Origin of the sequence: Exiguobacterium sp. S22-S28 (assembly GCF_043359615.1) — a bacterium.
GTDB lineage: Bacteria > Bacillota > Bacilli > Exiguobacteriales > Exiguobacteriaceae > Exiguobacterium_A.
This window is the reverse complement of record NZ_JBHFFC010000027.1, coordinates 17,778-39,770: the sequence shown is the minus strand read 5'-3', so window position 1 is coordinate 39,770 and position 21,993 is coordinate 17,778. Positions and strand designations below refer to the sequence as shown.

Here is a 21,993-nt window from a genome sequence, read left to right as displayed (position 1 = left end):
TTAACGTTGGTAATGATAGACCCAAGCCGCCATGTAGGAAAACGTTCCAAGTGAGAGAATGGCGGCAATCGCATAAAACGGAAAATTCGGTAACCACTCAGGAAAACGCGTGTACAGCGAGAATGGGATCATCGATACGGTTAAGGAAGTTAACAGTGTGGTATAAGCGACGCGTGTCGCTTTACCGGTAATGACTTCCTCCCGTTCGTCTTGATCGGAGAATTCCGTCATGCCGACGGACCATTCTGAAAAGGTGCTTTCTTTATTTGTCCGATTTAAGTAGCCCATGACTGTTAAGGTGACGATAATGAAAATCAAAGGCAGAACCAATGGAAGCTCAAGTGTGAGATTAAATCCAGTTCCTTGAACCGGATCGTTATCAAAAAAACGAATCTGATCCGTAATGGAACTGATTAGTGCGGCTCCTAAAAAGTACATACAAATATTTAAACACGATTGAATGATGACACGTTTCATTCCGATTCCTCCTCTAAGTAAAAAATCGATTCGACAGGACGTTCGAAGACACGGGCAATTTGCATGGCGAGTAGTAACGAAGGCGTGTAACTCCCTTTCTCCAGTGAAATGATCGTTTGACGCGTAACTCCGATCATCTGAGCAAACTGCTCCTGTGTCCACCCGTTGCTGCTGCGCAACGATTTGACCCGGTTGATCAGTTTCATTTCGGACCTCCTTCATCCATTATAAGGTAAATTGTATAGTCTGCTTTACAATTTGTAAAGTTGATTTTACATTTGGCTTGATCAAAAAAGGGATGATCTGAAGAACGGATCATCCCTTTTATCAAATATGAATCATATTTCGTGGTGACGGCGATTGTTCAACCAGCGTATTAGGCTTCCGACTGTGATGAAAGCGAACATGATTATGAGACAGATGACAGTCACGATGAGCGGTCCTTGTTTTGAGACATTGAGGAAGGGATACGGATAGAAACCGGTCAAGTTCCCTCGAACCAAACTGTAGACCAGATACAGGAGCGGAAAGAGGAGCCAGCTGACCAGTTGGTTTCGCGAAAGACGAATCGTCGATCGAACCAGCAACCAGTCAAGTAACCCAACAAGCGGCATGACGTAATGAAGGACCGTGTTCACCCAGGGAATCGGTGTTTGTAAACTTTCTTCGAGCCCGCGCAGCAATACGAAGTAAACGATGCCGGTAATGGTCATGTACAAAGCCGCAGCTCCACGGACGCTGGTTGCGCGTTGAAACATCTTGTTGGAACTGGCGGTGATCAGTAAGACAAGTGCGAGAAACAAGTTACTCAAAATCGTAAAATAGCTGAAGTAGTTGACCGGATTGAAACCGGGTCGACTCGTGCTGGCATAAAACTGATAGCTGACGGCCAAAAGACCAAGCAGACCAAAACCGAATCGGACGATACGCAGAGAAGAGGCAGACATGTCGGAACACTCCTTTTTTGACCGGATAATTATGGTGTTCGACAGCTGAGACAGAGTTCCTTGTCGAGAAGATGCTGTTACTTTTTTTAGACAATTTATCAAAAATCATTGAAACTGTTCAATTATCGGAATATTCAGTCGATAAACGGGTAATCTAGACAAAACGATGATGGTTGGCTTAAAGAGAGAAAGGAGGCGCCGACATGATGCCGGAATTGTTGCCTGACGAGCGTGAATTAGAGCGAAGGATTCGAATCGTCCATACGCTGCGTAAACTCGGGAAATCCGACGATGCCATCGCCCGATCATTATTTGTGTCCATCGAGTGGGTCCAGTCGGTCTTTGATGAAGACGACTGGCAGCATGCGCAATCATCTTAAGAAGCAGGAAACAGAGTGTCAGGCGACGCTCTGTTTTTTTGTCCGTCGGTCTCCAAGAATAGGCGTTCGGAATGATTTTCGGTACACTAAAGGAGGAAAACACTGGAAAGAAGGGATGATCCATGCAACGAATCGCCATTATTGGTGCCGGTATCACCGGACTGTATGCCGCTTGGCGTCTGCAGGAAGCAGGATACAACGTTTCGGTCTTCGAGGCACGGGACCGGATTGGTGGACGGGTGTTGACGAAAACCTTGAACGAGGCAGGACGGGATTATGCTTTTGACGTTGGTCCGACCTGGTATTGGCCGGACTCCGAACGGCTGATAACGCAATTAGTGGACGAACTGTGCCTTCCGACGCTTGTCCAGTCAACAAACGGGAAGATGGTACTTGAGCGGACACCGGGTCAAATCGAGGAACACCGGTTGCCGGAGGACCAAACGGTGCGTTCCCATCGTCTCGTGACGGGGATGCAAGGCCTGACAGATGCGATTGCAAGCCGACTCGCACCGGGGACGGTTCAACTGTTGAGTCGTGTCACCGCTCTGACTAAAAACGATCAGGTCGAACTGACGATCGAGCAGGACGGGACAAGCGTACGCCAACTGGTTGATCATGTGCTGATGACGACTCCGCCACGACTTGCGGCACAGGTATCCTGGCGTCCGGAGCTGTCAGAGCAGCTACATCGTCAGCTTGAGGGGACACCGACCTGGATGGCCGGACAGGCTAAAATCGTCGTCGTGTACAAAACACCATTTTGGAAACAGATGGACCGGTCCGGGTTTGCGATCAGCTGGTCAGGAATTTTGCAGGAAATACACGATGCTTCCCCGCAACCGGGACTAGGTGCATTATTTGGTTTTTTCCGTCTGACGGCAACGGAGCGTGCAGCATTAGGAGAGACAGAAATCAAACGACGGGTCATCGAGCAGTTGACGGTGTTGTTCGGAGAAGCCGCCCGGCATCCGATTGCTGTGTTGTATCAGGACTGGGCCGCTGAGCCGTTGACGGCGACTGTTGCTGACGCTGCACCATTAACAGATTTTCCGGCGTATCGCCCGATGCAGTTGGAGGAGCCGTGGCGCGACGGCGTGACGCTGCTCGGAACCGAGAGTGATTCGACATTTGGAGGACATCTAGAAGGGGCGTTACAATCGGTCGAACGTTGGTTAGGGAAACAATCGATATAATTCAAAAGGGGGTATACACTTTCATGATTGAGGCAAAAACCTTTCACCGCGCATTCGGTACATATGGATTATATTTTAATGAAGGAAAACTACTCGTGATTGATAAAAAAGGAGGACCGTACACGAACCGGTTTGATCTTCCAGGCGGCAGCTTGGAAGACTTTGAGACCATACCGGAAGCGCTGGATCGTGAGTTTCAGGAAGAGACCGGTCTGACGGTTCTTCAGAAACGTGCACTCGGGACATTCGAGTTCGTCGTACATTCCGATTGGCACCGTGCGTCGCATCTCCATCATATTGGTATCTTTTATAAAATCATCCAAACTTCCGGTGAACGCACGGTACCTGACAAATTTGACGGACAGGATTCCATCGGCTCGTCCTGGGTCAGTCAAGAACAGGTCAATCCGGACAACGCCTCGCCGCTCGTCTTAAAAGCCTTTGAGTATTTGACGAATCCTGAAACCGCACCTGTCATGCTCGTCGAGGACTGGATCGTAAAACATGATGTGGCGTCATGTACCGGCATGTGATTTGGGATTTTGACGGGACGTTGTTTGATACGTATCCCGTCATGGCATCCGTGTTTCAACAGATGTTGCGGGAAGTCGTGACGGCGGAGCAATCCTTTGCCCGGAAACCGGATCCGTCGGCGATTCGTTATTTGATGGAAAAATACGATCTGTCTCCTGCAGAAACGATCATGATCGGAGACCGCGAACTGGATGTCTTAGCGGGGCAGCGTGCAGGAATCGACTCGTGTCTCATTACGGAGAGACTTCCGGACGAGACCGTTGCGACCTATACCATCCAGACGTTCAATCAGTTGTTAGAGCTTTTGTGTGCTAAGACTTAACCCCAAAAAGCCCGAACGACTTGCGTATGCCTACTCGGATACACAAGCGGTTCGGGCTTATTTTATTATGATGATTTTTGTTCAAACGTTTGTTCAGTCGGTTGCTGTTCCCGCCAGACAAACGTCAAGGCGATCCCGATTGCAAGCATGACCGTCGCAAAATAGAACGGATAGTTGAGATCGACATCAAACAGAATCCCGCCGATGATGGGTCCGAGGATATTCCCGATGCTCGTAAACATCGAGTTCATCCCGCCGACGAAACCTTGCTCGTTTCCGGCGATCTTCGACAAATAGGTCGTGACGGCAGGGCGCATCAAGTCAAAGCCGACGAAGACGACCATCGTGACGAGGATGATGGCCAAGTAACTAGTCACATAGGTCATGACGAGGACCAGCAAGGTTGAACCAATCAAACTGTAACGGATGAGGCGAATCTCGCCGAACCATCGCGTCAGACGTTCGAACAGTCCGACCTGGACGATGACACCGACGATTGCCCCAAGCGAAATCGCGAGTGCAATGTCTTTTGCCGTAAAGCCGAATTTCCGGTCGACGAACAGGGCAAACAGCGACTCAAACGAAGCGAGTCCGAACGAAGAAATCAACAACACCATAAAGGCGATAAAGTAAAGCGGAGAAAAGACTTTCCGGAAACCGGTTTTCTGTTTCGGAATGGTCGTGTTTTCGTAATGCCGTTTCGGTTCACGTAACGTAAACACGGACAAGATCATCGCGAAGAGACCGAATGCAGCGGCAAAGAAAAACGGGACACGGGTGCCGATATCCGCCAAAAAACCACCGATGCCGGGTCCGATGATGAAACCGGTCGAAATCGCAGCCGACATGTAGCCGAGTGCCTTTGGTCGGGTTTCGTTTGTTGTGATGTCAGCAATGAAGGCGGTGACGGCCGGCATAATGAAGGCGGCGCTGACGCCTCCTAGAATCCGCGACGCAAACAACACTTCAACGGACTGCCCGAGTCCAAACAGCAATTCCGACATGCTGAAGATGAACAGACCGATGATGATCATCGGTTTCCGGCCGTATTTATCGACCGCCCGCCCGGCGAGCGGCGACAAAATGAGCTGGGCAAAGGCGAATGCCGATACCATGTACCCGACGGTCGAACCGGAAATATTCAGTTCGTTCATGATGGTCGGTGTGACCGGGATGACAAGACCAATCCCTAAAAATGCGATGAAAAGATTGAGTAAAAGTGTACTTAAGATGAGCTTATTGTTTTGCATGATAGGATCCTCTGTTTCTGTTTTGACTTGTTACCGGACGAGTCCCCGCCAAAAAATCGGCCATATGGCGGTGAAACGCCGTTCATATGCGGCGACTCCGTTATAGACGAACTCGGTCATCGTTCCTTCCGTCACCGTCAAGTAGGCGAGGGCGGCACTCTGGTAGTCGTCGGAGTAAAGAATTTGTTCCGTCCGGTCACGCTCCCGCAAGAGACGTGTTAAGTGACGTTGCATCGTATCGAAAAAAGGATTGATTAAATTCGTGACTTCCCGTTCGAGCTTGACCGGCGGGAAATAAGCGATGCGTAAAATGAACTTCAGTTGATCGTTTTCGGTGCTTTCTTCGAGAAACCAATCAAAAAAACCTTTCAGACTCTGTTCGAGTGAAAGATGGCGGGTCGAGATGAAGTACGTGGCGAGATGTTTTTTTTGGGTTTCAAGCGCATACGTCATCGCAGTTAAAAACAATTCGTCTTTCCCGCGGTAGTGGGCATAAATCGAAGGTTTCTTAATCCCGACGTCTTGCGCAATCTCCTGTAAGGATGCCCCTTCGTAACCATGTTGGGCAAAATGGCGCAACGCGGTCTGGAGTAATAAAGTCGCTCTCATTGATTCACCTTCCTAACGGTCGTTAGTTAACAGCCTAACAGATTTAAAACGATTGTCAAACAAAAAAGCCGAAGGTCGCGGGTACCTTCGGCTTAATATGTTTAATTACTTGTTGGCAATCCGACCGCGTGTCGCGACACGTGAACCAGTGATACCAGCAATTGATGTGACGATCATGGTTAAAATCAGAGCGACGAAGCCCCAGATTGAAACTTTTGATGCTGTTTGTGTGGCTTGTTCTGTTTGTTGACGAACATCTTCAACGGTTTTCTTCAGATCAGCTGATGTTTCGTCAAGCGTTGTTTTGGCATTTTCGATTTGTTTGCTTGTTTCGCTTGTCGCCTGATTCAGACCATCGACGATGTTTTGTGTTGCTTCATCTGCCTCAGCTTGTGAGAGGTCGGTATTTTGAGCAACCGCTTCTGCAATTTTATCTTCATCCACGGATTTCTCGATTTTTTCTGCACGAGCTGTTAACGAATCGCCAAGGTCGCTGACGATTTTGTCGAAGTCTTCAGGTTTTGTTAACGCGTCTTTCCCGGCTTGCGTCGCGTCATCTTGAACGGCATCGAGCTGACCTTGCAAGTAGTTTGGTTGCAATTCAGGAATGTCCGTATCTTTAAGGATCTCATCGACATTACCTTCAAGTTCTTTTGTATCAACGTTTGAGACGTTATCTGTGATTGAACCGAATCCTTTAGAGACCGCATCTTGTGTCGTGCTGGCAATGGCACCGACCCCTTGACCGGCTGCGCCGCCGACTGTTCCGAGCACTGAACCAACTGTTTGGAATGTGTTGATTGTCGTGAATGTCAGCAGGGCGAACAAGAGGATGACACTTGTTGACCATGTGAGAAAACCATGAACGAGTCCGGCGCGTGATGATGTGACACCTGAAACGAATCCAGCGACAAACAGTGAAATGAGTAATGAAAGAATTGCCCAGATGGCAAGACCGATTCCGACACCCTCAAACGGGTTGTTGGATGTGACGTCGGTGACGCCGAGACCGATTGCCGAACCGATTAAACTGAATGTAATTAAGAGTGCGAAAAATGAAACGACTCCGGCGATGATCGAACTCCAGGAAATGTTTCGACCTGCACCATCTGCTTCCGGTCGTAAGTACGACGAGAAACCTTTTCTTGTTTTTTCCATAAAAATCCACTACCTCTCCACTTACGATTTTACGAACATCATTTGACTTCAAGAAGCTTTGTGTTGAACTGCTTTAACTTGAGATGTTGATGTGCATAGCTCTTATATAGCCGCTAAATTGCTCAAACAAACCTAGTATCAAAAGTACTCCTTTTAGAGACTATAATTAGATTATTCAGAATAATCTCGTCATTACCACAGGCAAAACAGTTGATATTCAGAAACCTGTCCGCTATGATATAAACTATAACGTCTTACTGTACGGTTTTAGATTATGGAATCATTTTAACGATTCAAATTATATTACTCGGAGGTGACCCCCTGTTTCAGGGGAAAGAATTGGACATATTGTTGGTATTGAATTTGGCGTTGCTTGTATTGTTGATCGTATTAACCGCGTTTTTCGTCGGCTCGGAGTTTGCTGTCGTAAAGGTTCGGATGTCGCGGCTTGATCAGATGATTCAGGAAGGAAACAAGGGCGCGGTCCTGGCAAAGAAAGTCGCCAGTGACTTGGACTACTACTTGTCAGCCTGTCAGCTCGGAATCACGATCACGGCACTTGGACTTGGAGCGCTCGGGAAACCGACCGTCGAAAAGTTGCTCGGACCGGTCTTTGATGAATTTGGTGTCGCAGCGGCGCTGTCGACGATCCTGTCGTACACGATTGCTTTCGTTTCGGTCACATTCCTACACGTTGTCATCGGAGAGCTCGCACCAAAGACACTGGCGATCCAGTATGCAGAACGGATGACATTACTTCTCGCACCAGCGTTGTATGTGTTCGGTAAAATCATGTATCCCTTCATCTGGGTGATGAACGGTTCGGCACGGATCTTCTTACGTCTGTTCGGCGTTCAGCCGGCAGGGCACGAACAAGCCCACTCGGAAGAAGAGTTGAAGATCATCATGTCGCAAAGCTTCAAGAGCGGTGAGATCAATCAGACAGAACTCGCGTTGATGCAAAACGTTTTTGCGTTCGACGAGCGGGTGACAAAGGATATCATGGTGCCCCGGATGAACGTAACGACACTGTCGCTCAGCATGACATGGACCGAAGTCTTACAGATCATGACGGACAATCAATACACGCGTTACCCGGTCATCGAGGATTTTGATAAAGATAAAATCCTCGGGTACGTCAACGTCAAGGAAGTCTTGACGGATCAAGCGAACGATCAACAACGGGACTTACAGAAGTATATGAAAGAGATCCCGGCTGTGTCCGAGATGACACCACTTCAGGAAACGTTGCTGAAGATGAAGGTGACGCGTTCCCACATCGCGCTCGTCATCGACGAGTACGGTGGAACTGCCGGTATGATTGCGATGGAAGATTTGCTTGAAGAAATCGTTGGTGAAATCCGTGATGAATTCGACGAAGATGAACAAGCCGACATCGAAACGGTTTCGAAGACAGAATATCATCTGTCGGGGACCGTATTACTGGCAGATTTAAAAGAACGGTTTAACCTGACGTTTGCTGACGCCGAGGAAATCGATACGATTGCCGGTTTCATCCAGGCGCAAGGAACGGACTATCAAGTCGGTGAAACACTTGAGACGGAGACGTATGATCTTGAACTGTTGCACGTCGAGAACTACCAAATCCAGCAAGTCAAACTTGTGTTGAAACAAATTTCCTAATACTAAAAACGGTCCCTCGAATGAGAGACCGTTTTTGTCGTTCTTTAATTATTCTGCCCACCATAAGGCATCTTCCGGTTTTTTCGCGACAGCGTGTAATTCTTTTTCTGTCGAGACGGTCGGGTGCGAACCTTTTAAGGCCTTGCCTGACGTACTCTTGAAGAAGAAGAAGAACGTGATGAAGCCGATCACGCTGACCGCCGTCAAATAATAAGCCGGTGCGAGCGGGTTTTGTGTCGCATGGACGAGCCAAGTCGAGACAAGCGGTGTCGTTCCGCCGAAAATCGAGACGGACACGTTAAACGTAACAGAAAGTGTCCGGTAACGGACGTCTGTATAAAAGATACTCGGCAAGAGACTTGGCATCGTTCCTTCGAAAATGGCGAGGAAGAATCCAAGAATGAAGATGCCGATTCCGACGAACAAGAGTGGTTTCAGACCAATCAGGTAGAACGAGAGAATCGATAGGATCGACAGACCTGCCAAGGCAAACAAGACGATGTTCCGGTTACCTTTTTTGTCGCTGAGTTTCCCGAAGAAGTAAGCGAGTGGAATCATGATGACCATGACACCGGTAATCAAGATCGTACTCGTTGAACTGGAAATCCCCATGACTTCATTCAGGTAAGACGGCATATACGACAGCAACATGTAGTTCGTAATGTTGAAGAAAGCAACAGCGATGAAACAAACGATGATATCGCGTTTATGGTCGCGGATGATTTCCCGGAACGACGCTGGTTCTTCCGTATTTTCGTTGATTTCGTTTTCGAAGATCGGTGATTCATCGAGATGGCGGCGCAAGTACAGACCAAACAGTCCGAGCGGTGCCCCTAAAATGAACGGAATCCGCCAACCCCATGATGCCATTTGATCATCAGATAACGTTACGAACAGGACAGTTGCGAGAATTGACGCCAGAATATAACCAGCGAGTGTCCCGATTTCAAGACCACTTCCGAGGGCGCTCCGTTTGTTATCAGGTGACGATTCAGCGATGTAGACCATTGCACCGGCATACTCACCGCCCGTTGAAAAACCTTGTAAAATCCGGGCCAGTAACAGTAAAATCGGTGCCCAAATCCCGATTTGATCATACGTTGGTAATAATCCGATGATGAGAGTCGAACCGGCCATCATGACAATGGTCGTCGTCAAGACAACCTTTCGACCGAGCCGATCCCCGATGCGTCCAAAGACGATTCCGCCGATTGGTCGCATTAAAAAAGCGATCGCAAACGTCGCAAAGGTAAAGACGAGCTTCAGTTCATCGTTCTCGACGGCACTAAAGAAGTTTTGACTGATGATGATTGCGAGATACGAATAAAGACCAAAATCGAACCATTCCATCGCATTCCCAATTCCGGTCGCGTAGACACTTTTTTTGGTTTGCTTCATGTCGACGACATTGACTTTTTCTTTTCTGAATTTCATAAGTTCTATTCACTCCCTTTAATAAGTTCGTATCGTAACATAGCAGGAAATGAAGTCAAGTCGTTAAGTGGCTTAACGACTTGAAAACGAATGAAAACGGCTCTATGCCGGGAGTTGTCAAACCGTTGATGCTCTAGGCAGGACGTCTTGTCGTAAAGATTTATGGAAAAAAAATAATTTTTTTCAGTTCTTTTCACAAAAATGACACGTTTTTCATTTATTTTCATATTTCTTTAATCAAAAGAATCCGTCTCAGGCAGGAGGACAAGAGAAGGGGATTCCAGGTAAATCAAAGAGGTACTCATACAGGAGAAGAAATGGAGTCTATATGATCAAAAAGCGACGGATGATTAGAGTAATGGTGATGGTATTCGGAATCCTCCTCATCTGCGGAGCGAGCTGGTTTTACTTATTTGAGCCGTCGATTAAAGGATTTCCTGTTCCGCGAACAGGTGTAGTTCTTGGAAAACCTGATGGACTGAACATTAAAACCCGGCTTGTCTCAGAAGTCGACGGACCGGGTTTATTGTACGCGGCGCGAATCCGTCAGGCGGGTTGGAAAGTGGTCGACCGTGAAGGGCTGGCCGCCAGGTATGAAAAAGATGGACAAATGATCGAACTGACGACATTTGATGATGAACTGTTTCTTGAACCGGCTGTGCAAGCGGGTATCGAACAGTAAAATAAGCGGAGTTCCTATTCACAGGAACTCCGCTTATTTGTGTCCTCAATTCGCATAGAGCAGCTTTTTCGTGTCTTGATCATAGACCCGATAATTGATTTCGAATTCTCCGTTTCGTGTCGTCGTTACCTGACAATAGTACGGAATCTTTTTACCATAGGCATCAAGATCAGGTGCGTCACGGAAGGAAAACGTGTTGTTGGTTTCCGTTAACGTAATTTCGATGGATGTTCCTTTTGATTCAGACGGTTCTAGAAAGCATGAACCTTCCATTACACGATAATCACGAAACACCATCTCGGTAAAGCTTGGCAGGGTCATCCAAAGTAACAGTAATCCGAGCAGAAGCAACGCGCTCCATTTGAGTTTTTTGAAAAAGGAATACTGCTTGTTGTCAAAATGAAGGACAAGAAGATAGCAGGCCGGTAAAACAAATGAAACACCTAACAAAAAAATGAAAAAGTAAGTGAAGATTTCAGCATTCATCTGGATACGTCCGTCTGATGGCGGGACCAATGAAAGGTGGTATCGGATGCACAAGTTTTTTGGAATCCGATTTTCTCCAAGACCCGAATCGAAGTGCGATTCGTTGCTATTGTCCGCGGGCTAGATTGATCATCGTATTCCACCGTACACATTCCTTTAGTCGTCGCATAGTCATGAGAGACGACGTACTTCAGGCTCGGAGCCGAATACCAGACCAGTCCCACACCGAATAAACACAGTAAAACGAGTCGGAAAAACAGGGAAAATTCGATTCCGTTATCTTCACGGAGCCAGAAATATAATAATACACTCAGCACCATACAGATGATACCGCCAGCGAGAATCGCGTAATAGAAAAGCACTTCTTCATTCATGTGCGAAGTCCCCTCATAAATACAAGCCGTTCGCCTGCACGACGAATTGCGAGTGCTCGTAATGATAGGTGATGACGGAATAGTCGAACGGCCGACCGTTCGTCAAGTGGAAGATTGTCTCGACCGTCAATGCCGGATCACCGGCTTCAAGCTCCAAGTGTTTTGCAATCGAGTCAGGTAACTTACCGACATGCATGTACATGTCCGAGAATCCGATGTTCAGTCCGAGCGCCGTCTCGAGGTACTCGAAAATCGATTGTTCGACGATTTCCCGGTTCAGATAAGGAACAATCGTTTGACGGTAATACGATTCTTCAAGGCACATGATGTTGCCGTCGATATAGCGGATCCGTTTGATGGCATAGACCATTTCCCCGGGAGCGCTACCCAGGTTTTCGATGATTTCTTCCGGGCAGGGGATCAGCTCAAACGACAGGACTTTGGACTGGATGTCGTGCTCGACGAGATTCTGTTTAAACCCTTGCGTCGAAAACAGCTCAATATAGCCTTTCCGATTCGTCTTCCGAACAAAAATCCCGCTGCCGCGGACTTGAAAGATGGTACCTTTTCGCTCCAATAGTTCCAGTGCTTTTGTCATCGTCGTTTTACTGACTGCAAATTGACGGATCAGTTGATCGAGGACCGGTAGTTTATCGCCTTGCTGTAACGCGTGTTGTTCGATATAGGCTTCGATTTCCGTCGCCGTCTGTTGGTATTTCAGCATGGTTCACCCTCATTTTCCAGTAATTGTTCTACTTTTTTACTATAGCATACGACTGATTTGAACTAAATCATACGAATAATTAAATTAAATATGGATTGATAAATTGTACATGTACAATTATAATGAGGATGTACGATTTGGGGTCAACAGAATAAAGGGGGTTCAGGGATGAGTAAAGTGCGGGATTATCAGCAACTGGCGCATTCGATTTTGGAAGCGGTCGGCGGCGAGGACAATATCATCAGTGTCGCGCGGTGTGCGACTCGGCTACGGCTGGTGTTGAAACGATCGGATGCGAAGGCAAAAGACCAGGTCGCTGCTTTACCGGGTGTCATCACGGTCGTCGAATCAGGCGGTCAGTTTCAGGTCGTCATCGGGCAACATGTCGGGGAAGTCTATGAAGCGTTTCGACCACTTGTTTCATTAGAGGACGGGAATTCGGATCAGGGAACCGAAACACCCAAAGGAACCATCTTGAACCGGATCATTGCAACGATGTCCGCCGTCTTTGCACCGTTTGTCTATATCTTGGCGGCAGCCGGTATCCTGCAAGGGGCACTCATCTTAATTTCACTTGTGTTTAAAAACTTTGCCGCGACGGGAACATATGAAGTGTTCAGCTTTATCTCTTGGGCACCGTTCACGTTCCTGCCGATTTTCATTGCAATCACGGCAGCGAATCACTTTAAAGTTAATCAGTTCATCGCAGTCGCCTGTAGTGCGGCACTCGTCAGCCCGACGTGGGCCGAGATGGCAGGACGGATCACGTCCGGTGAATCAATTTCATTCATCGGCATCGCCTTATCGGGAACAACCTACACGTCATCGGTCTTACCACCGTTGTTCCTCGTCTGGTTGTTGTCTTATCTTGAAAAATTCCTGAACCGGACAATCAATGACGTCATCAAACCGTTGTTCGTCCCGTTCTTCTGTATGGTCATCATGGTGCCGCTGACGATTCTCGTCATCGGTCCGATCACGACACTCGGAGCGGAAGGAATTGCAAACGGATACAATTATCTGGCCGAAAATGCACCGGCACTCGCCGGACTGATCATCGGCGGCTTTTGGCAAATCATCGTCATCTTCGGCGTTCACTGGGGCGTCACACCGATGGTCCTGGCAAACTTTGAACAGTACGGGCGGGATTCGTTCCAAGCCTATCAAACGATTGCCGTCATCGCTCAAGTCGGTGCCGTCATCGGTGTCATTTTAAAAACGCGGAACAAGGAAACGAAAAAGGTTGGTGTCTCAGCCGGTCTGACCGGAATTTTCGGGATTACGGAACCGGCGATCTACGGGGTGACGTTACGCTTTAAGAAACCGTTCATCTACGGCTGTATCTCGGGCGCGGTTGGAGCCGTCGTCGCGAGTTTCTTCAAACCGTATTACTTCGCCTACGCCGGTCTGCCGGGACCATTGACGCTCGTCAACGGCATCAGTTCCGACTATCCGTCTTCGATCGTCGGATTATTGATCGGAACGGCGATTGCCTTGATTTTACCGATCGTCTTGATTCAACTTCTCGGTTTTGGCGAAGAGAAAGTCGTCCCGGTGACGACGACACCGGCAACACCGGCTCCGGCACAAGAAGTCAGTGCAACGTTGACGAACGAAGAAACGATTCAAGCACCACTTGCGGGACAAGTCGTGCCACTGTCGGACGTACCGGATGAAGTTTTTGCATCGGGAGCGATGGGGCAAGGTATCGCGATTCGTCCAACCGGAAACACGGTCGTCGCACCGTTCACCGGTACGGTCGTCATGATTGCGCCGACGAAACACGCGATTGGTCTCCGGTCAACGAGCGGTGTCGAAGTTTTGATTCACGTCGGTTTGGAGACAGTTGGACTAGACGGGACTCCATTTACGTTACATGTCGAAGACGGGGCGAGTGTCGATGCCGGACAAACGTTATTGACGTTTGACGCATCTGCCATCGAACAGCACGGCTTACAGACCATCACACCGGTCATCGTCACGAACGCGTCGAGTTATGCGGAAGTGATCATCGGGAAACAGGAAACGGTCGAAGCCAATACAGCGATTTTAACGATTGTTAAATAAGAGAGAGACACAAGGAGGAAATGAAGATGAAGACATTACCAAACGATTTTTTATGGGGCGGGGCACTGGCTGCCCATCAATTTGAAGGCGGCTGGAACGCCGGCGGCAAAGGACCAAGCGTCGTCGACGTCATGACGGCAGGTGAACACGGGGTGGCCCGCCGGATCACCGATACGATTGAAGACGGGACGTTTTACCCGAACCATGAAGCGATTGATTTTTATCACCGCTATAAAGAAGACATTGCCTTGTTTGCCGAGATGGGTCTGAAATGTCTCCGGACGTCAATCGGCTGGAGCCGGATTTTTCCGAACGGCGACGAAACGGAACCGAATGAAGCAGGACTGCAGTTTTATGATGATGTGTTTGATGAGTTATTGAAACACGGCATCGAACCGATCATCACCTTGTCGCACTTCGAAATGCCGTTGCACCTGGCCCGCGAATACGGCGGGTTCCGCAACCGGAAAGTCGCCGAGTTCTTCGAGCGATTCGCTGAAGTCTGCTTCACGCGTTACAAAGACAAAGTGACGTACTGGATGACGTTCAACGAAATCAACAACAAGATGGATGTCGAGAATCCGTTGTTCCTCTGGACGAACTCCGGTGTCAAAGTCGAGCCGGGTGAAAACGCGATGGAAGTCATGTATCAGACCGGTCACCACGAGTTGATTGCCAGTGCCCTTGCCGTCGCAAAAGGAAAAGCAATCAATCCCGACTTCCAAATCGGGGCGATGATTTCACACGTCCCGATCTATCCGTACTCGTCGCATCCGGAAGATGTCATGCTGGCGGAAAAATCGATGCGTCAGCGCTACTTCTTCCCGGACGTTCAGGCGCGTGGTTATTATCCGAACTATGCCTTAAAAGAGTTCGAACGCGAAGGGTATCAGATTCCGATTCTTGACGGTGACGACGAGATCCTGAAAAACGGAACGGTCGACTACATCGGCTTCAGTTATTACATGTCAACGACGGTCAAACACGACGCGACGGTCAACAATACAGGCAACATCGTCAACGGCGGACTCGCGAACGGTGTCGAGAATCCATACATCCAGTCGAGCGACTGGGGCTGGGCGATTGATCCGGTTGGACTCCGCTACGTCCTGAACCGTCTGTATGACCGGTACCAATTGCCGCTCTTCATCGTCGAAAATGGCTTTGGGGCCGTCGATACGATTGAAGACGGTAAGATTCATGACGCAGCGCGGATTGATTATCTGAAGACGCATATCGAAGCGTTGACGGAAGCGGTCACGGAAGACGGCGTCGAATTGATGGGCTACACACCATGGGGCATCATCGACATCGTGTCGTTTACGACGGGTGAGATGAAAAAACGCTACGGCATGATTTACGTTGACCGGGACAATGAAGGCAACGGTTCAATGGAGCGGATGAAAAAGGATTCGTTCGACTGGTACAAACAGGTCATTGCGACAAACGGACAAGACTTGGCGTATGACAAAGCAGCACAACGTTAATCAAACAGACCTCCATCCGAATCGGGTGGAGGTTGTTTGTGTCTAAAAAAGGCTTGCTTGAACAACGAAAAGACGTATGATAAAGAAGATAGCATCCAATATTTGTATGGATAGTCGAATAGCATCCTAAATACAGGATGTTCAGAATCGTAATGGAGGTTATAAACATGTTTAAAGTGGATGAGTATTTAGCTTCAATCAAAACGAATCTTGCGCAGCATACAGACGTGTTGGTCAACAATTTGAAGACAATCACAGAGGCAACCTTTGCACCGGATGTCGAACTGCTAGATTTTTCTGCGTTCATCGAACCGTCGCGGCATGATCTATCCATCATGTTCTTTTCGATGGACCGAGAAGCCAATGAAGTGTTTGAAGAAGCCGGGACACCGGGCTTTGCCGGCAGTAAATCGGTGCTCGACGAGGCGGTGTATTATCACGTTACTCGAAAGTCATCGGATGACTTTGATGTATTCCACGAGGAAAACGAAGAAATCTTGATTGAGCAGGAACGACAACTCTTTACGGATTGGTTCAGCACGTGTTGGCAACAAGCAGGTGGAGAGCAGGTTCAACTACCAGCCTATTTTAATGTCCACGACGAAGGAGAAACGTTTGATTTGAAGCGGCAGATTTGGATGGATGAAGAGGAAAAATGGGATTGAGTTCGGAGACGGTTGCCAAGAATCGCTTGATGGTGGGCGTCAGCATCGCGACGGTATGGGAATTTGAGGCGACGCTGGATTACTTTCATGTACAAGAAACGGAACGGATTATGTACCCGTACGGAGAATACTTTTGCCGGACAATCAACGGGAAACCTGTCGTTTTTTACAGCACCGGTGTCCGGAAAGTGAATGGTGTCGGTGGTAATCAGTACATGCTGTCGCATTTTCCGATCTCGAAAGTGCTCGTCGTCGGAACGTGCGCCGGCATCGATGAACGGTTTGACGTACTCGACATCATTATTCCGAATCGCGCCGTTCAATATGACTGTACGGTGAAAGAAGTCGAACCGTTGCTGAAACCGTCGTTCATCGTTGAAATCGATGTCGCGAAATACGGCATTGATTGTCGGACCGGGACGATTGGAACGGCGGACCGCGCCGTCGTCATGTGGCGCGATTATCTGGAACTGCAGGAGAACGGCATCACGGTTGCTGATACGGAAGCCGGGACCATCGCCTACATCTGTCGGAAAAATGAAGTCGAATGCATTATCATCAAGGGGATTTCGGACGTTCCGACGGATGAGACGGATCTTGATCCGCTCCAGTCGAACCAGAAACAGATCAATGTCTACATCGAAAACACACCAAAAGTCATGACACGGATTTTTGACGATTATCTTAAAGTATTTATATGAAGGAGTGACGTAATGAAAATACGACTTCTTTGTTCGATTCCGCTGACCCTCATGCTCGGTGGGTGTGGGATCGGACAACCAAACGAGCCAAACTTACCTCATTATACGGGCGAACCGTTGAACATTGCCTATATCGGGAAGGCACCGAAAGTCCGGGAAGATAACGTCCGTCTAACGAAGATTTCGTTCGGTGAATTAAAGAATCGCAAGCAAATCGCTTCAACGTTCGATGCTGTCATGATCATGCCAAACAAGTTACTGGAAGCGGATCAAGGGGAGTATGCTGACATCTATCTGAAGATGAGAATTCCAACATTTTTCATCGGAACGAACAAAGGTGCGTTACCGTTCATTGCAGATTGGATTCCTTATCAGAAAACAGGTGGTGCATCGACAGACTATGCGGCAGGTTATCTGAACGGGAAAACCACTTCGTTTTGGACATACGGTCTATACAACGATGTCAAAACGAAGGGACACATTACCGCCATGTATTCGAATGTCTTTCAAACGGTGGAAACGGTAAAGAACAAACAACGGCAGTAACAAAAAACGCCATTCCGGCATAAAACCGGAATGGCGTTTTACGTATGAAATTTCGTCATGACGAGAAAGGTGGCATGAGCCGTCGGGAAAGTTGATTGACGCCGAAATCCAAGCTGTTCGTACAGGTGAATCGCCCGTTCGTTAAACGAAGCGACCGTCAAACGAAGGGGTAAGGAAGTCTGGGATTTGGCGGTATCGAGGACAAACGAACAAAAGGTAAAACCAGTTCCTTGCCCGGTCAGTTCTGGATGGCGGCCGAGTCCGATATCCAAATAATCATCAGCATACAGTCCGAGCGGACGACCGGATGGTACTTGAGCGGATCGACCGGTACAGAAGAAGCCGACCAGTTGCTCCTGATCGACTACCGCCTGATAGGAACCGTCGAGTAAATCGGCATACGCTTCGTCCGACACTTCCATATTGTAAAAGTCATGGGGGGATGGATAGGTCCAGTGCAGGATTGCCGTTGCCTGATCGAATGTCAGGGTTGTGACTTGCAGATGCATATGTACCGCCTCCTAGTTCTGTTCGGACTCGATTTTTTCGGCTTGAGCTGCTTTGAAGTTCAAGTAAATCGTGTAGCCGACCGTGACCGGAATGATGACGATGCCGTATCCGAGCTCCATATCAAAGCCATAGACACAGACAAGAGTAGTAATCGTGATAATAACCAACAAGCGGATACTTGATAGATGGTGTTTGCTCATTTTTTTCACCTCGTTATGACTTAAGTACTTGTCTCAGTTCGAAGATGCCGATAAATAACATGGCACAGGCAAGAGGAATAAATCCGATTACGAATAGTGTCGGATAAATGGTTCCTGTGTTCCATAAAAGAAGCAGCAAAATTGAAATCAGCGTAATGAGACTGACGATGCGGGTTGTAGTTGGCATAGTTCATCTCCTTTAAGATATGAGGAAGTCACCGGGATTTTCGACATACAGCTCAACATGACCGCAACGGGGGCAGACAGCAGCTTTTGCTTCAGCTGATGCTTTGCTGAACAGCCATCCTGGTATTTTAATTTTTAAGCCATACATGGCTCCTTTGACATGGACTTCACAATCTTCAACCATATCCGATTGACAGGCTGTGCATTTTCGGATCATTTCAAAACACTCCCTAAAAGATTCTGTCTTCACTATATCGCATTCCCGATATTTTTTCCGTATAATGGTAAAAAGAAACGGGGGAACTGACATGACGACAACGGAATTTTATCAGCACTTACCGGTCCTTGAGACCAAACGATTGATCCTGCGGCCGCTTCAAGCAAGTGATCGCGATGACTTATTTGAATATACACAAGACGAGGAAACCGCCCGTTATGTGACCTGGAATGCCAATCAGACGATCGAACAGGCGGAACAGTTTTTGAACTACGTCCTGTCGAACTACGCGCAGGGAAAAGAAGCACCGTGGGCGATCGAATGGAAGGAAACCGGCAAGATGATCGGGACAATCGATTTCATTCATCTGTTGCTGGATGAGAATAAACAAGCAGAGCTCGGTTATGCGTTATCACGTCAGTTCTGGGGTAAAGCCATCGTCACGGAAGCGGTCGAATGCGTCATGACATTCGGTTTTGAGGAACTCAAGCTCGAGCGGATCCAAGCACGGTGCATGGAGGCGAATATCGGTTCTGCCCGGGTGATGGAAAAAGTCGGCATGACGTACGAGGGAACGTTGCGCCGGTTGATCTTTATCAAAGAAGCATTCCATGACGTCAAGATGTATTCGATCTTACGTGACGAATACGCCGTATTGCGTCAAGAGTCGACACAACAGAAGAAACAACACCAGTAAAATAGGTTTGTTTCGAATGATAGATGGTATAACGGATAAAGGGAGAAAAGATATGTCAGAAATTACTTTCTTGGCGTCATCGAAACCATTCATTATTATGCGCGATACGTTAGAGTCTGAAAGTCCACTGCATCAGACGAATGAGGAAATCAACGAATTTTGGGTAAGTGAAGTTACTTTTCCCGAATGGAGAAACTCACTTAAAAAAGTATTCTCTTTACCATATATTTATGAGATTTCAACGATTCAGCACAACCAATTCATACATTATATTAAAACGTATTTAGAAGACGGGGACAGCGTGGAGCTCGCCTATTTTTCAAATCAACATGATTTGAGTCATGGAGTAACACGAATTATCGAAACCTCAGATCCGATTATTATTAATCTGAAAAGCCTTGTATATCAAGATAGAAGCGGAACATATCAAATGAGTACCCGCAACTGGATTGAAGAGTTAAGTCATAAACTGTACGTAAACGAGTACAGTGTAACGACAATCATGAAGCCTTTCAACGGTTGACTACAGATGGAAATAAGCTCTCCTAACCGATTTAATGGTTTGGAGAGCTTATTTTAATTAAATCGTCTGTTCAACGGATGAAGCATCTACGAATTCGACCGTATGCGTCACCGTATCAAGAATCCGTGTCCGCGGATCATCTTTTGAGAGGAAGATTGCTTCACCGGTTTCGTCAAACGCAAATGCCGTCGGAATTGAGAATCCACAGTTTCGATAAGACCCGTCGGCGTGGCTCGTTCCGATAAACAGCGCCGATTGCTGGCAACTGACTTTTTGAGCTTCCCCCGACCATTCCGTATATTGTTCTTCGCTGAACATTCCGACGCCGATCGGATTAAAAATAATATCAACCGTGTCATTCTTCAGACCATCATGTCCGAGAAAAACCTCGCGGCAGAGGAGATAACCGACCGATTGTCCGTCAATGACGGCAGTCGACGGTGTATAGAGCGGACCGGCTTCCGGTGTCTTGGCCCGATCGAGCCGGACATCTCCCTGTTCATTGATGACAAGTGCTCGATCCAACCGGTCCGCGTCCCGGTAACCGGTGACGATGATGGTCGCATACTGTTTGGCGAGTTGACAAAGCGTCTCAAGATCCGTGTGTCGGCAATAGCCTTCCGGATACAACAGCAGATCGATGTCAGCATGAGCAGCAATCTCATATCGTAATTGTTCGAGTTGTGTTTCCTGTTTCGGCTGTCCGATTAAAACTTTCATGTATGCACGTCCTTTGTATGTAGTGGAAGGATTAAGAAATCCATTCGGTCGTCTGGTCTTCTTGAAAATAATGCCTCTTGTCTGGTCGCAAAATACTATGGATCAGCACGATACTCAGTCCGGCAAGAAGCACGGCTTCAACGAAGATACTGAACCGAAGCGGGAACACATCGCCTGTAAAAACGACCGCTAAAATAAACAGGATGTGTACAACACTTTGACCAAGACCATGCAGGCTCGTGAAGAGGCCGACATTGCACCCCTACGAACCATTTATTACCATTAATTATACGAAGGTATGATTGATTATGCACTTCTTATTTTGCGTTCAATCCTGTTCTTTTTGAAAGGTGGTCTGATACTTTTTCAAAAGAGTCTGTAAAACGGAACTGACGGCGCTCAAAGTGACGGGAATTAAAATCAAAACAAATGCGAGTGGGACGATACCGGGTGCGTCATCTTGATCAGCAATTACGAATAAGACTGGAAACAAACCAATGGTAATGATACTGATGACATTAAAACACCGTTGAATGATTTGAAAAGAGGGGACGAGGACCGTATGAGCCAAAGCATTATTTTTTAAGACACGAATGATTTTTAATCCGTGGAGCAACGCAATCGTCGTCGGAATCCAGGCCAAAAGACCCGCGAATAAAATCAAGTAACCCGGTTTATCCGTCAATAAATCGAACGTAAAGCCGGACTGAATACCGGTTGCCAAAACGGAGATTGCAATTCCGGCCAAACCGCATAGACTGATGATGCTGGTGATGACGATCGCCTGTAAATAAATTAATTTCCAACGGTACATCCAACCCCGCCTTTCCATGCAGATACATTCAGTATAATACATATATTTTGTGTGCTTAAGAAAATGCTAGAAAACAGATCTTAATTTTCTTTTGATTAATTCAAAGCAAAATACTCGGAATTAATTTGGACGTATGTTATGCTATAAATAAGAAAAGTAAGGAAGTAAGGAAAATCAGAAAAAGAAAGAAGGAAGTTCGGAATGGAGCTATCCAAGTTGACGTCCAAGGGACAGATTACGATCCCGAAAAAAATCAGACAAGCGTTACAGGTAGAGGAAGGAGATCGCGTTGCATTCATCGAGGAAGACGGGTTTGTCATCATGGCGAAAGCGGATTTAAAACAGCTGCATGACCTTCAAGATATCTTGAGTGACGAAAAGTTCAAGTCGCTCATCCAAAAAGCGAATCATCATCTATAAACCAATCGATTGACCAATTTAAA

At 47.5% G+C, this 21,993-nt stretch carries 30 protein-coding genes; 14 read left to right on the top strand and 16 right to left on the bottom strand.

What is annotated here, in order from left to right; genetic code table 11:
* From ACHA8N_RS10180 to ACHA8N_RS10170, 3 genes are all read right to left on the bottom strand, one after another.
* Window positions 1-477 (bottom strand): hypothetical protein, encoded by a 477-nt coding sequence (locus tag ACHA8N_RS10180; protein ID WP_393965604.1) that lies wholly within the window; start codon window positions 475-477, stop codon window positions 1-3.
* On the bottom strand, window positions 474-683 hold the full coding sequence (locus tag ACHA8N_RS10175) for a helix-turn-helix transcriptional regulator (RefSeq protein ID WP_026833061.1): 210 nt from the start codon (window positions 681-683) through the stop codon (window positions 474-476). The genes ACHA8N_RS10180 and ACHA8N_RS10175 overlap by 4 nt, the downstream gene beginning before the upstream one ends.
* Window positions 684-815: 132 nt before the next feature.
* Window positions 816-1,424, bottom strand: coding sequence for a Pr6Pr family membrane protein (locus ACHA8N_RS10170; RefSeq protein ID WP_393965603.1), 609 nt, complete (start codon window positions 1,422-1,424; stop codon window positions 816-818).
* A 203-nt stretch (window positions 1,425-1,627) separates the two neighbouring features.
* Here ACHA8N_RS10170 and ACHA8N_RS10165 point away from each other — a divergent pair, with 203 nt between their 5' ends.
* The 4 genes from ACHA8N_RS10165 (at window position 1,628) to ACHA8N_RS10150 (ending at window position 3,856) form a co-directional block, all read left to right on the top strand.
* Window positions 1,628-1,804: a hypothetical protein gene (locus ACHA8N_RS10165; RefSeq protein WP_167331058.1), complete on the top strand. Its 177-nt coding sequence runs from the start codon at window positions 1,628-1,630 to the stop codon at window positions 1,802-1,804.
* A 122-nt stretch (window positions 1,805-1,926) separates the two neighbouring features.
* On the top strand, window positions 1,927-3,000 hold the full coding sequence (locus tag ACHA8N_RS10160) for a flavin monoamine oxidase family protein (protein WP_393965602.1): 1,074 nt from the start codon (window positions 1,927-1,929) through the stop codon (window positions 2,998-3,000).
* Window positions 3,001-3,023: 23 nt separating this feature from the next.
* Window positions 3,024-3,533, top strand: coding sequence for an NUDIX hydrolase (locus ACHA8N_RS10155; RefSeq protein ID WP_393965601.1), 510 nt, complete (start codon window positions 3,024-3,026; stop codon window positions 3,531-3,533).
* Window positions 3,518-3,856, top strand: a complete 339-nt coding sequence (locus tag ACHA8N_RS10150; RefSeq protein ID WP_393965600.1) for an HAD-IA family hydrolase — start codon at window positions 3,518-3,520, stop codon at window positions 3,854-3,856. Before ACHA8N_RS10155 ends, ACHA8N_RS10150 begins: the two co-directional genes overlap by 16 nt.
* 65 nt (window positions 3,857-3,921) lie before the next feature.
* Here the strand turns inward: ACHA8N_RS10150 and ACHA8N_RS10145 are convergent, their stop codons facing one another.
* The 3 genes from ACHA8N_RS10145 to ACHA8N_RS10135 all read right to left on the bottom strand — a co-directional run bounded on the left by ACHA8N_RS10145 (window position 3,922) and on the right by ACHA8N_RS10135 (window position 6,873).
* Window positions 3,922-5,106, bottom strand: a complete 1,185-nt coding sequence (locus ACHA8N_RS10145) for an MFS transporter (protein ID WP_393965599.1) — start codon at window positions 5,104-5,106, stop codon at window positions 3,922-3,924.
* Window positions 5,107-5,136: 30 nt separating this feature from the next.
* On the bottom strand, window positions 5,137-5,715 hold the full coding sequence (locus ACHA8N_RS10140; protein WP_393965598.1) for a TetR/AcrR family transcriptional regulator: 579 nt from the start codon (window positions 5,713-5,715) through the stop codon (window positions 5,137-5,139).
* A 105-nt stretch (window positions 5,716-5,820) separates the two neighbouring features.
* Window positions 5,821-6,873, bottom strand: coding sequence for a hypothetical protein (locus ACHA8N_RS10135; RefSeq protein WP_251135406.1), 1,053 nt, complete (start codon window positions 6,871-6,873; stop codon window positions 5,821-5,823).
* 339 nt (window positions 6,874-7,212) lie between these two features.
* On the opposite strand from ACHA8N_RS10135, the gene ACHA8N_RS10130 reads away from it, so the two are divergent.
* Complete coding sequence (locus ACHA8N_RS10130; protein ID WP_393965597.1) at window positions 7,213-8,517, top strand: hemolysin family protein; 1,305 nt, start codon at window positions 7,213-7,215, stop codon at window positions 8,515-8,517.
* Window positions 8,518-8,565: 48 nt separating this feature from the next.
* Here ACHA8N_RS10130 and ACHA8N_RS10125 read toward each other — a convergent pair whose 3' ends face one another.
* On the bottom strand, window positions 8,566-9,951 hold the full coding sequence (locus ACHA8N_RS10125) for an MFS transporter (protein WP_026833053.1): 1,386 nt from the start codon (window positions 9,949-9,951) through the stop codon (window positions 8,566-8,568).
* Between the two features lie 346 nt (window positions 9,952-10,297).
* Between ACHA8N_RS10125 and ACHA8N_RS10120 the strand changes: the two genes are divergently transcribed.
* Complete coding sequence (locus ACHA8N_RS10120) at window positions 10,298-10,633, top strand: hypothetical protein (RefSeq protein WP_393965596.1); 336 nt, start codon at window positions 10,298-10,300, stop codon at window positions 10,631-10,633.
* A 45-nt stretch (window positions 10,634-10,678) separates the two neighbouring features.
* Here ACHA8N_RS10120 and ACHA8N_RS10115 read toward each other — a convergent pair whose 3' ends face one another.
* From ACHA8N_RS10115 to ACHA8N_RS10105, 3 genes are read right to left on the bottom strand one after another with little or no spacing between them, the layout of a single operon-like run.
* The gene (locus ACHA8N_RS10115) at window positions 10,679-11,119 is read right to left on the bottom strand and encodes a hypothetical protein (RefSeq protein ID WP_393965595.1); all 441 of its coding nucleotides are present in this window, start codon (window positions 11,117-11,119) and stop codon (window positions 10,679-10,681) included.
* Window positions 11,116-11,493, bottom strand: a complete 378-nt coding sequence (locus tag ACHA8N_RS10110) for a hypothetical protein (RefSeq protein ID WP_393965594.1) — start codon at window positions 11,491-11,493, stop codon at window positions 11,116-11,118. The genes ACHA8N_RS10115 and ACHA8N_RS10110 overlap by 4 nt, the downstream gene beginning before the upstream one ends.
* Window positions 11,494-11,506: 13 nt before the next feature.
* On the bottom strand, window positions 11,507-12,217 hold the full coding sequence (locus ACHA8N_RS10105) for a GntR family transcriptional regulator (RefSeq protein WP_393965593.1): 711 nt from the start codon (window positions 12,215-12,217) through the stop codon (window positions 11,507-11,509).
* Between the two features lie 168 nt (window positions 12,218-12,385).
* On the opposite strand from ACHA8N_RS10105, the gene ACHA8N_RS10100 reads away from it, so the two are divergent.
* The 5 genes from ACHA8N_RS10100 (at window position 12,386) to ACHA8N_RS10080 (ending at window position 17,683) form a co-directional block, all read left to right on the top strand.
* The gene (locus tag ACHA8N_RS10100) at window positions 12,386-14,284 is read left to right on the top strand and encodes a beta-glucoside-specific PTS transporter subunit IIABC (RefSeq protein ID WP_393965592.1); all 1,899 of its coding nucleotides are present in this window, start codon (window positions 12,386-12,388) and stop codon (window positions 14,282-14,284) included.
* 26 nt (window positions 14,285-14,310) lie between these two features.
* Window positions 14,311-15,771: a 6-phospho-beta-glucosidase BglA gene (bglA, locus tag ACHA8N_RS10095; protein WP_393965591.1), complete on the top strand. Its 1,461-nt coding sequence runs from the start codon at window positions 14,311-14,313 to the stop codon at window positions 15,769-15,771.
* Window positions 15,772-15,938: 167 nt separating this feature from the next.
* A complete protein-coding gene (locus ACHA8N_RS10090) occupies window positions 15,939-16,436 on the top strand; it encodes a hypothetical protein (protein ID WP_393965590.1) in 498 nt (165 codons plus the stop codon).
* A complete protein-coding gene (locus ACHA8N_RS10085) occupies window positions 16,427-17,137 on the top strand; it encodes a 5'-methylthioadenosine/S-adenosylhomocysteine nucleosidase family protein (protein WP_393965589.1) in 711 nt (236 codons plus the stop codon). Before ACHA8N_RS10090 ends, ACHA8N_RS10085 begins: the two co-directional genes overlap by 10 nt.
* Before the next feature lie 12 nt (window positions 17,138-17,149).
* Window positions 17,150-17,683 (top strand): hypothetical protein, encoded by a 534-nt coding sequence (locus ACHA8N_RS10080; protein ID WP_393965588.1) that lies wholly within the window; start codon window positions 17,150-17,152, stop codon window positions 17,681-17,683.
* Window positions 17,684-17,721: 38 nt separating this feature from the next.
* Here ACHA8N_RS10080 and ACHA8N_RS10075 read toward each other — a convergent pair whose 3' ends face one another.
* The 4 genes from ACHA8N_RS10075 to ACHA8N_RS10060 are packed head-to-tail and all read right to left on the bottom strand — an operon-like array spanning window position 17,722 to window position 18,796.
* A complete protein-coding gene (locus tag ACHA8N_RS10075; RefSeq protein ID WP_393965587.1) occupies window positions 17,722-18,192 on the bottom strand; it encodes a GNAT family N-acetyltransferase in 471 nt (156 codons plus the stop codon).
* 12 nt (window positions 18,193-18,204) lie between these two features.
* A complete protein-coding gene (locus ACHA8N_RS10070) occupies window positions 18,205-18,393 on the bottom strand; it encodes a hypothetical protein (RefSeq protein ID WP_393965586.1) in 189 nt (62 codons plus the stop codon).
* A gap of 13 nt (window positions 18,394-18,406) precedes the next feature.
* Window positions 18,407-18,580 (bottom strand): hypothetical protein, encoded by a 174-nt coding sequence (locus ACHA8N_RS10065; protein WP_393965585.1) that lies wholly within the window; start codon window positions 18,578-18,580, stop codon window positions 18,407-18,409.
* Window positions 18,581-18,592: 12 nt separating this feature from the next.
* Window positions 18,593-18,796, bottom strand: coding sequence for a hypothetical protein (locus ACHA8N_RS10060; protein ID WP_051524838.1), 204 nt, complete (start codon window positions 18,794-18,796; stop codon window positions 18,593-18,595).
* Between the two features lie 91 nt (window positions 18,797-18,887).
* Between ACHA8N_RS10060 and ACHA8N_RS10055 the strand changes: the two genes are divergently transcribed.
* Window positions 18,888-19,493: a GNAT family N-acetyltransferase gene (locus ACHA8N_RS10055; RefSeq protein ID WP_393965584.1), complete on the top strand. Its 606-nt coding sequence runs from the start codon at window positions 18,888-18,890 to the stop codon at window positions 19,491-19,493.
* Between the two features lie 52 nt (window positions 19,494-19,545).
* Window positions 19,546-20,016 carry a hypothetical protein gene (locus ACHA8N_RS10050; protein WP_393965583.1) on the top strand — a complete coding sequence of 157 codons (471 nt, stop codon included), beginning with the start codon at window positions 19,546-19,548 and terminating at the stop codon, window positions 20,014-20,016.
* Window positions 20,017-20,073: 57 nt separating this feature from the next.
* Here ACHA8N_RS10050 and ACHA8N_RS10045 read toward each other — a convergent pair whose 3' ends face one another.
* Both ACHA8N_RS10045 and ACHA8N_RS10040 read right to left on the bottom strand, forming a co-directional pair.
* The gene (locus ACHA8N_RS10045) at window positions 20,074-20,736 is read right to left on the bottom strand and encodes a carbon-nitrogen hydrolase family protein (protein WP_393965582.1); all 663 of its coding nucleotides are present in this window, start codon (window positions 20,734-20,736) and stop codon (window positions 20,074-20,076) included.
* A gap of 328 nt (window positions 20,737-21,064) precedes the next feature.
* On the bottom strand, window positions 21,065-21,550 hold the full coding sequence (locus tag ACHA8N_RS10040) for a DUF2975 domain-containing protein (protein ID WP_393965581.1): 486 nt from the start codon (window positions 21,548-21,550) through the stop codon (window positions 21,065-21,067).
* Between the two features lie 201 nt (window positions 21,551-21,751).
* Here ACHA8N_RS10040 and ACHA8N_RS10035 point away from each other — a divergent pair, with 201 nt between their 5' ends.
* Window positions 21,752-21,970 (top strand): AbrB/MazE/SpoVT family DNA-binding domain-containing protein, encoded by a 219-nt coding sequence (locus tag ACHA8N_RS10035; protein ID WP_026833035.1) that lies wholly within the window; start codon window positions 21,752-21,754, stop codon window positions 21,968-21,970.
* Window positions 21,971-21,993 lie beyond the last annotated feature (23 nt).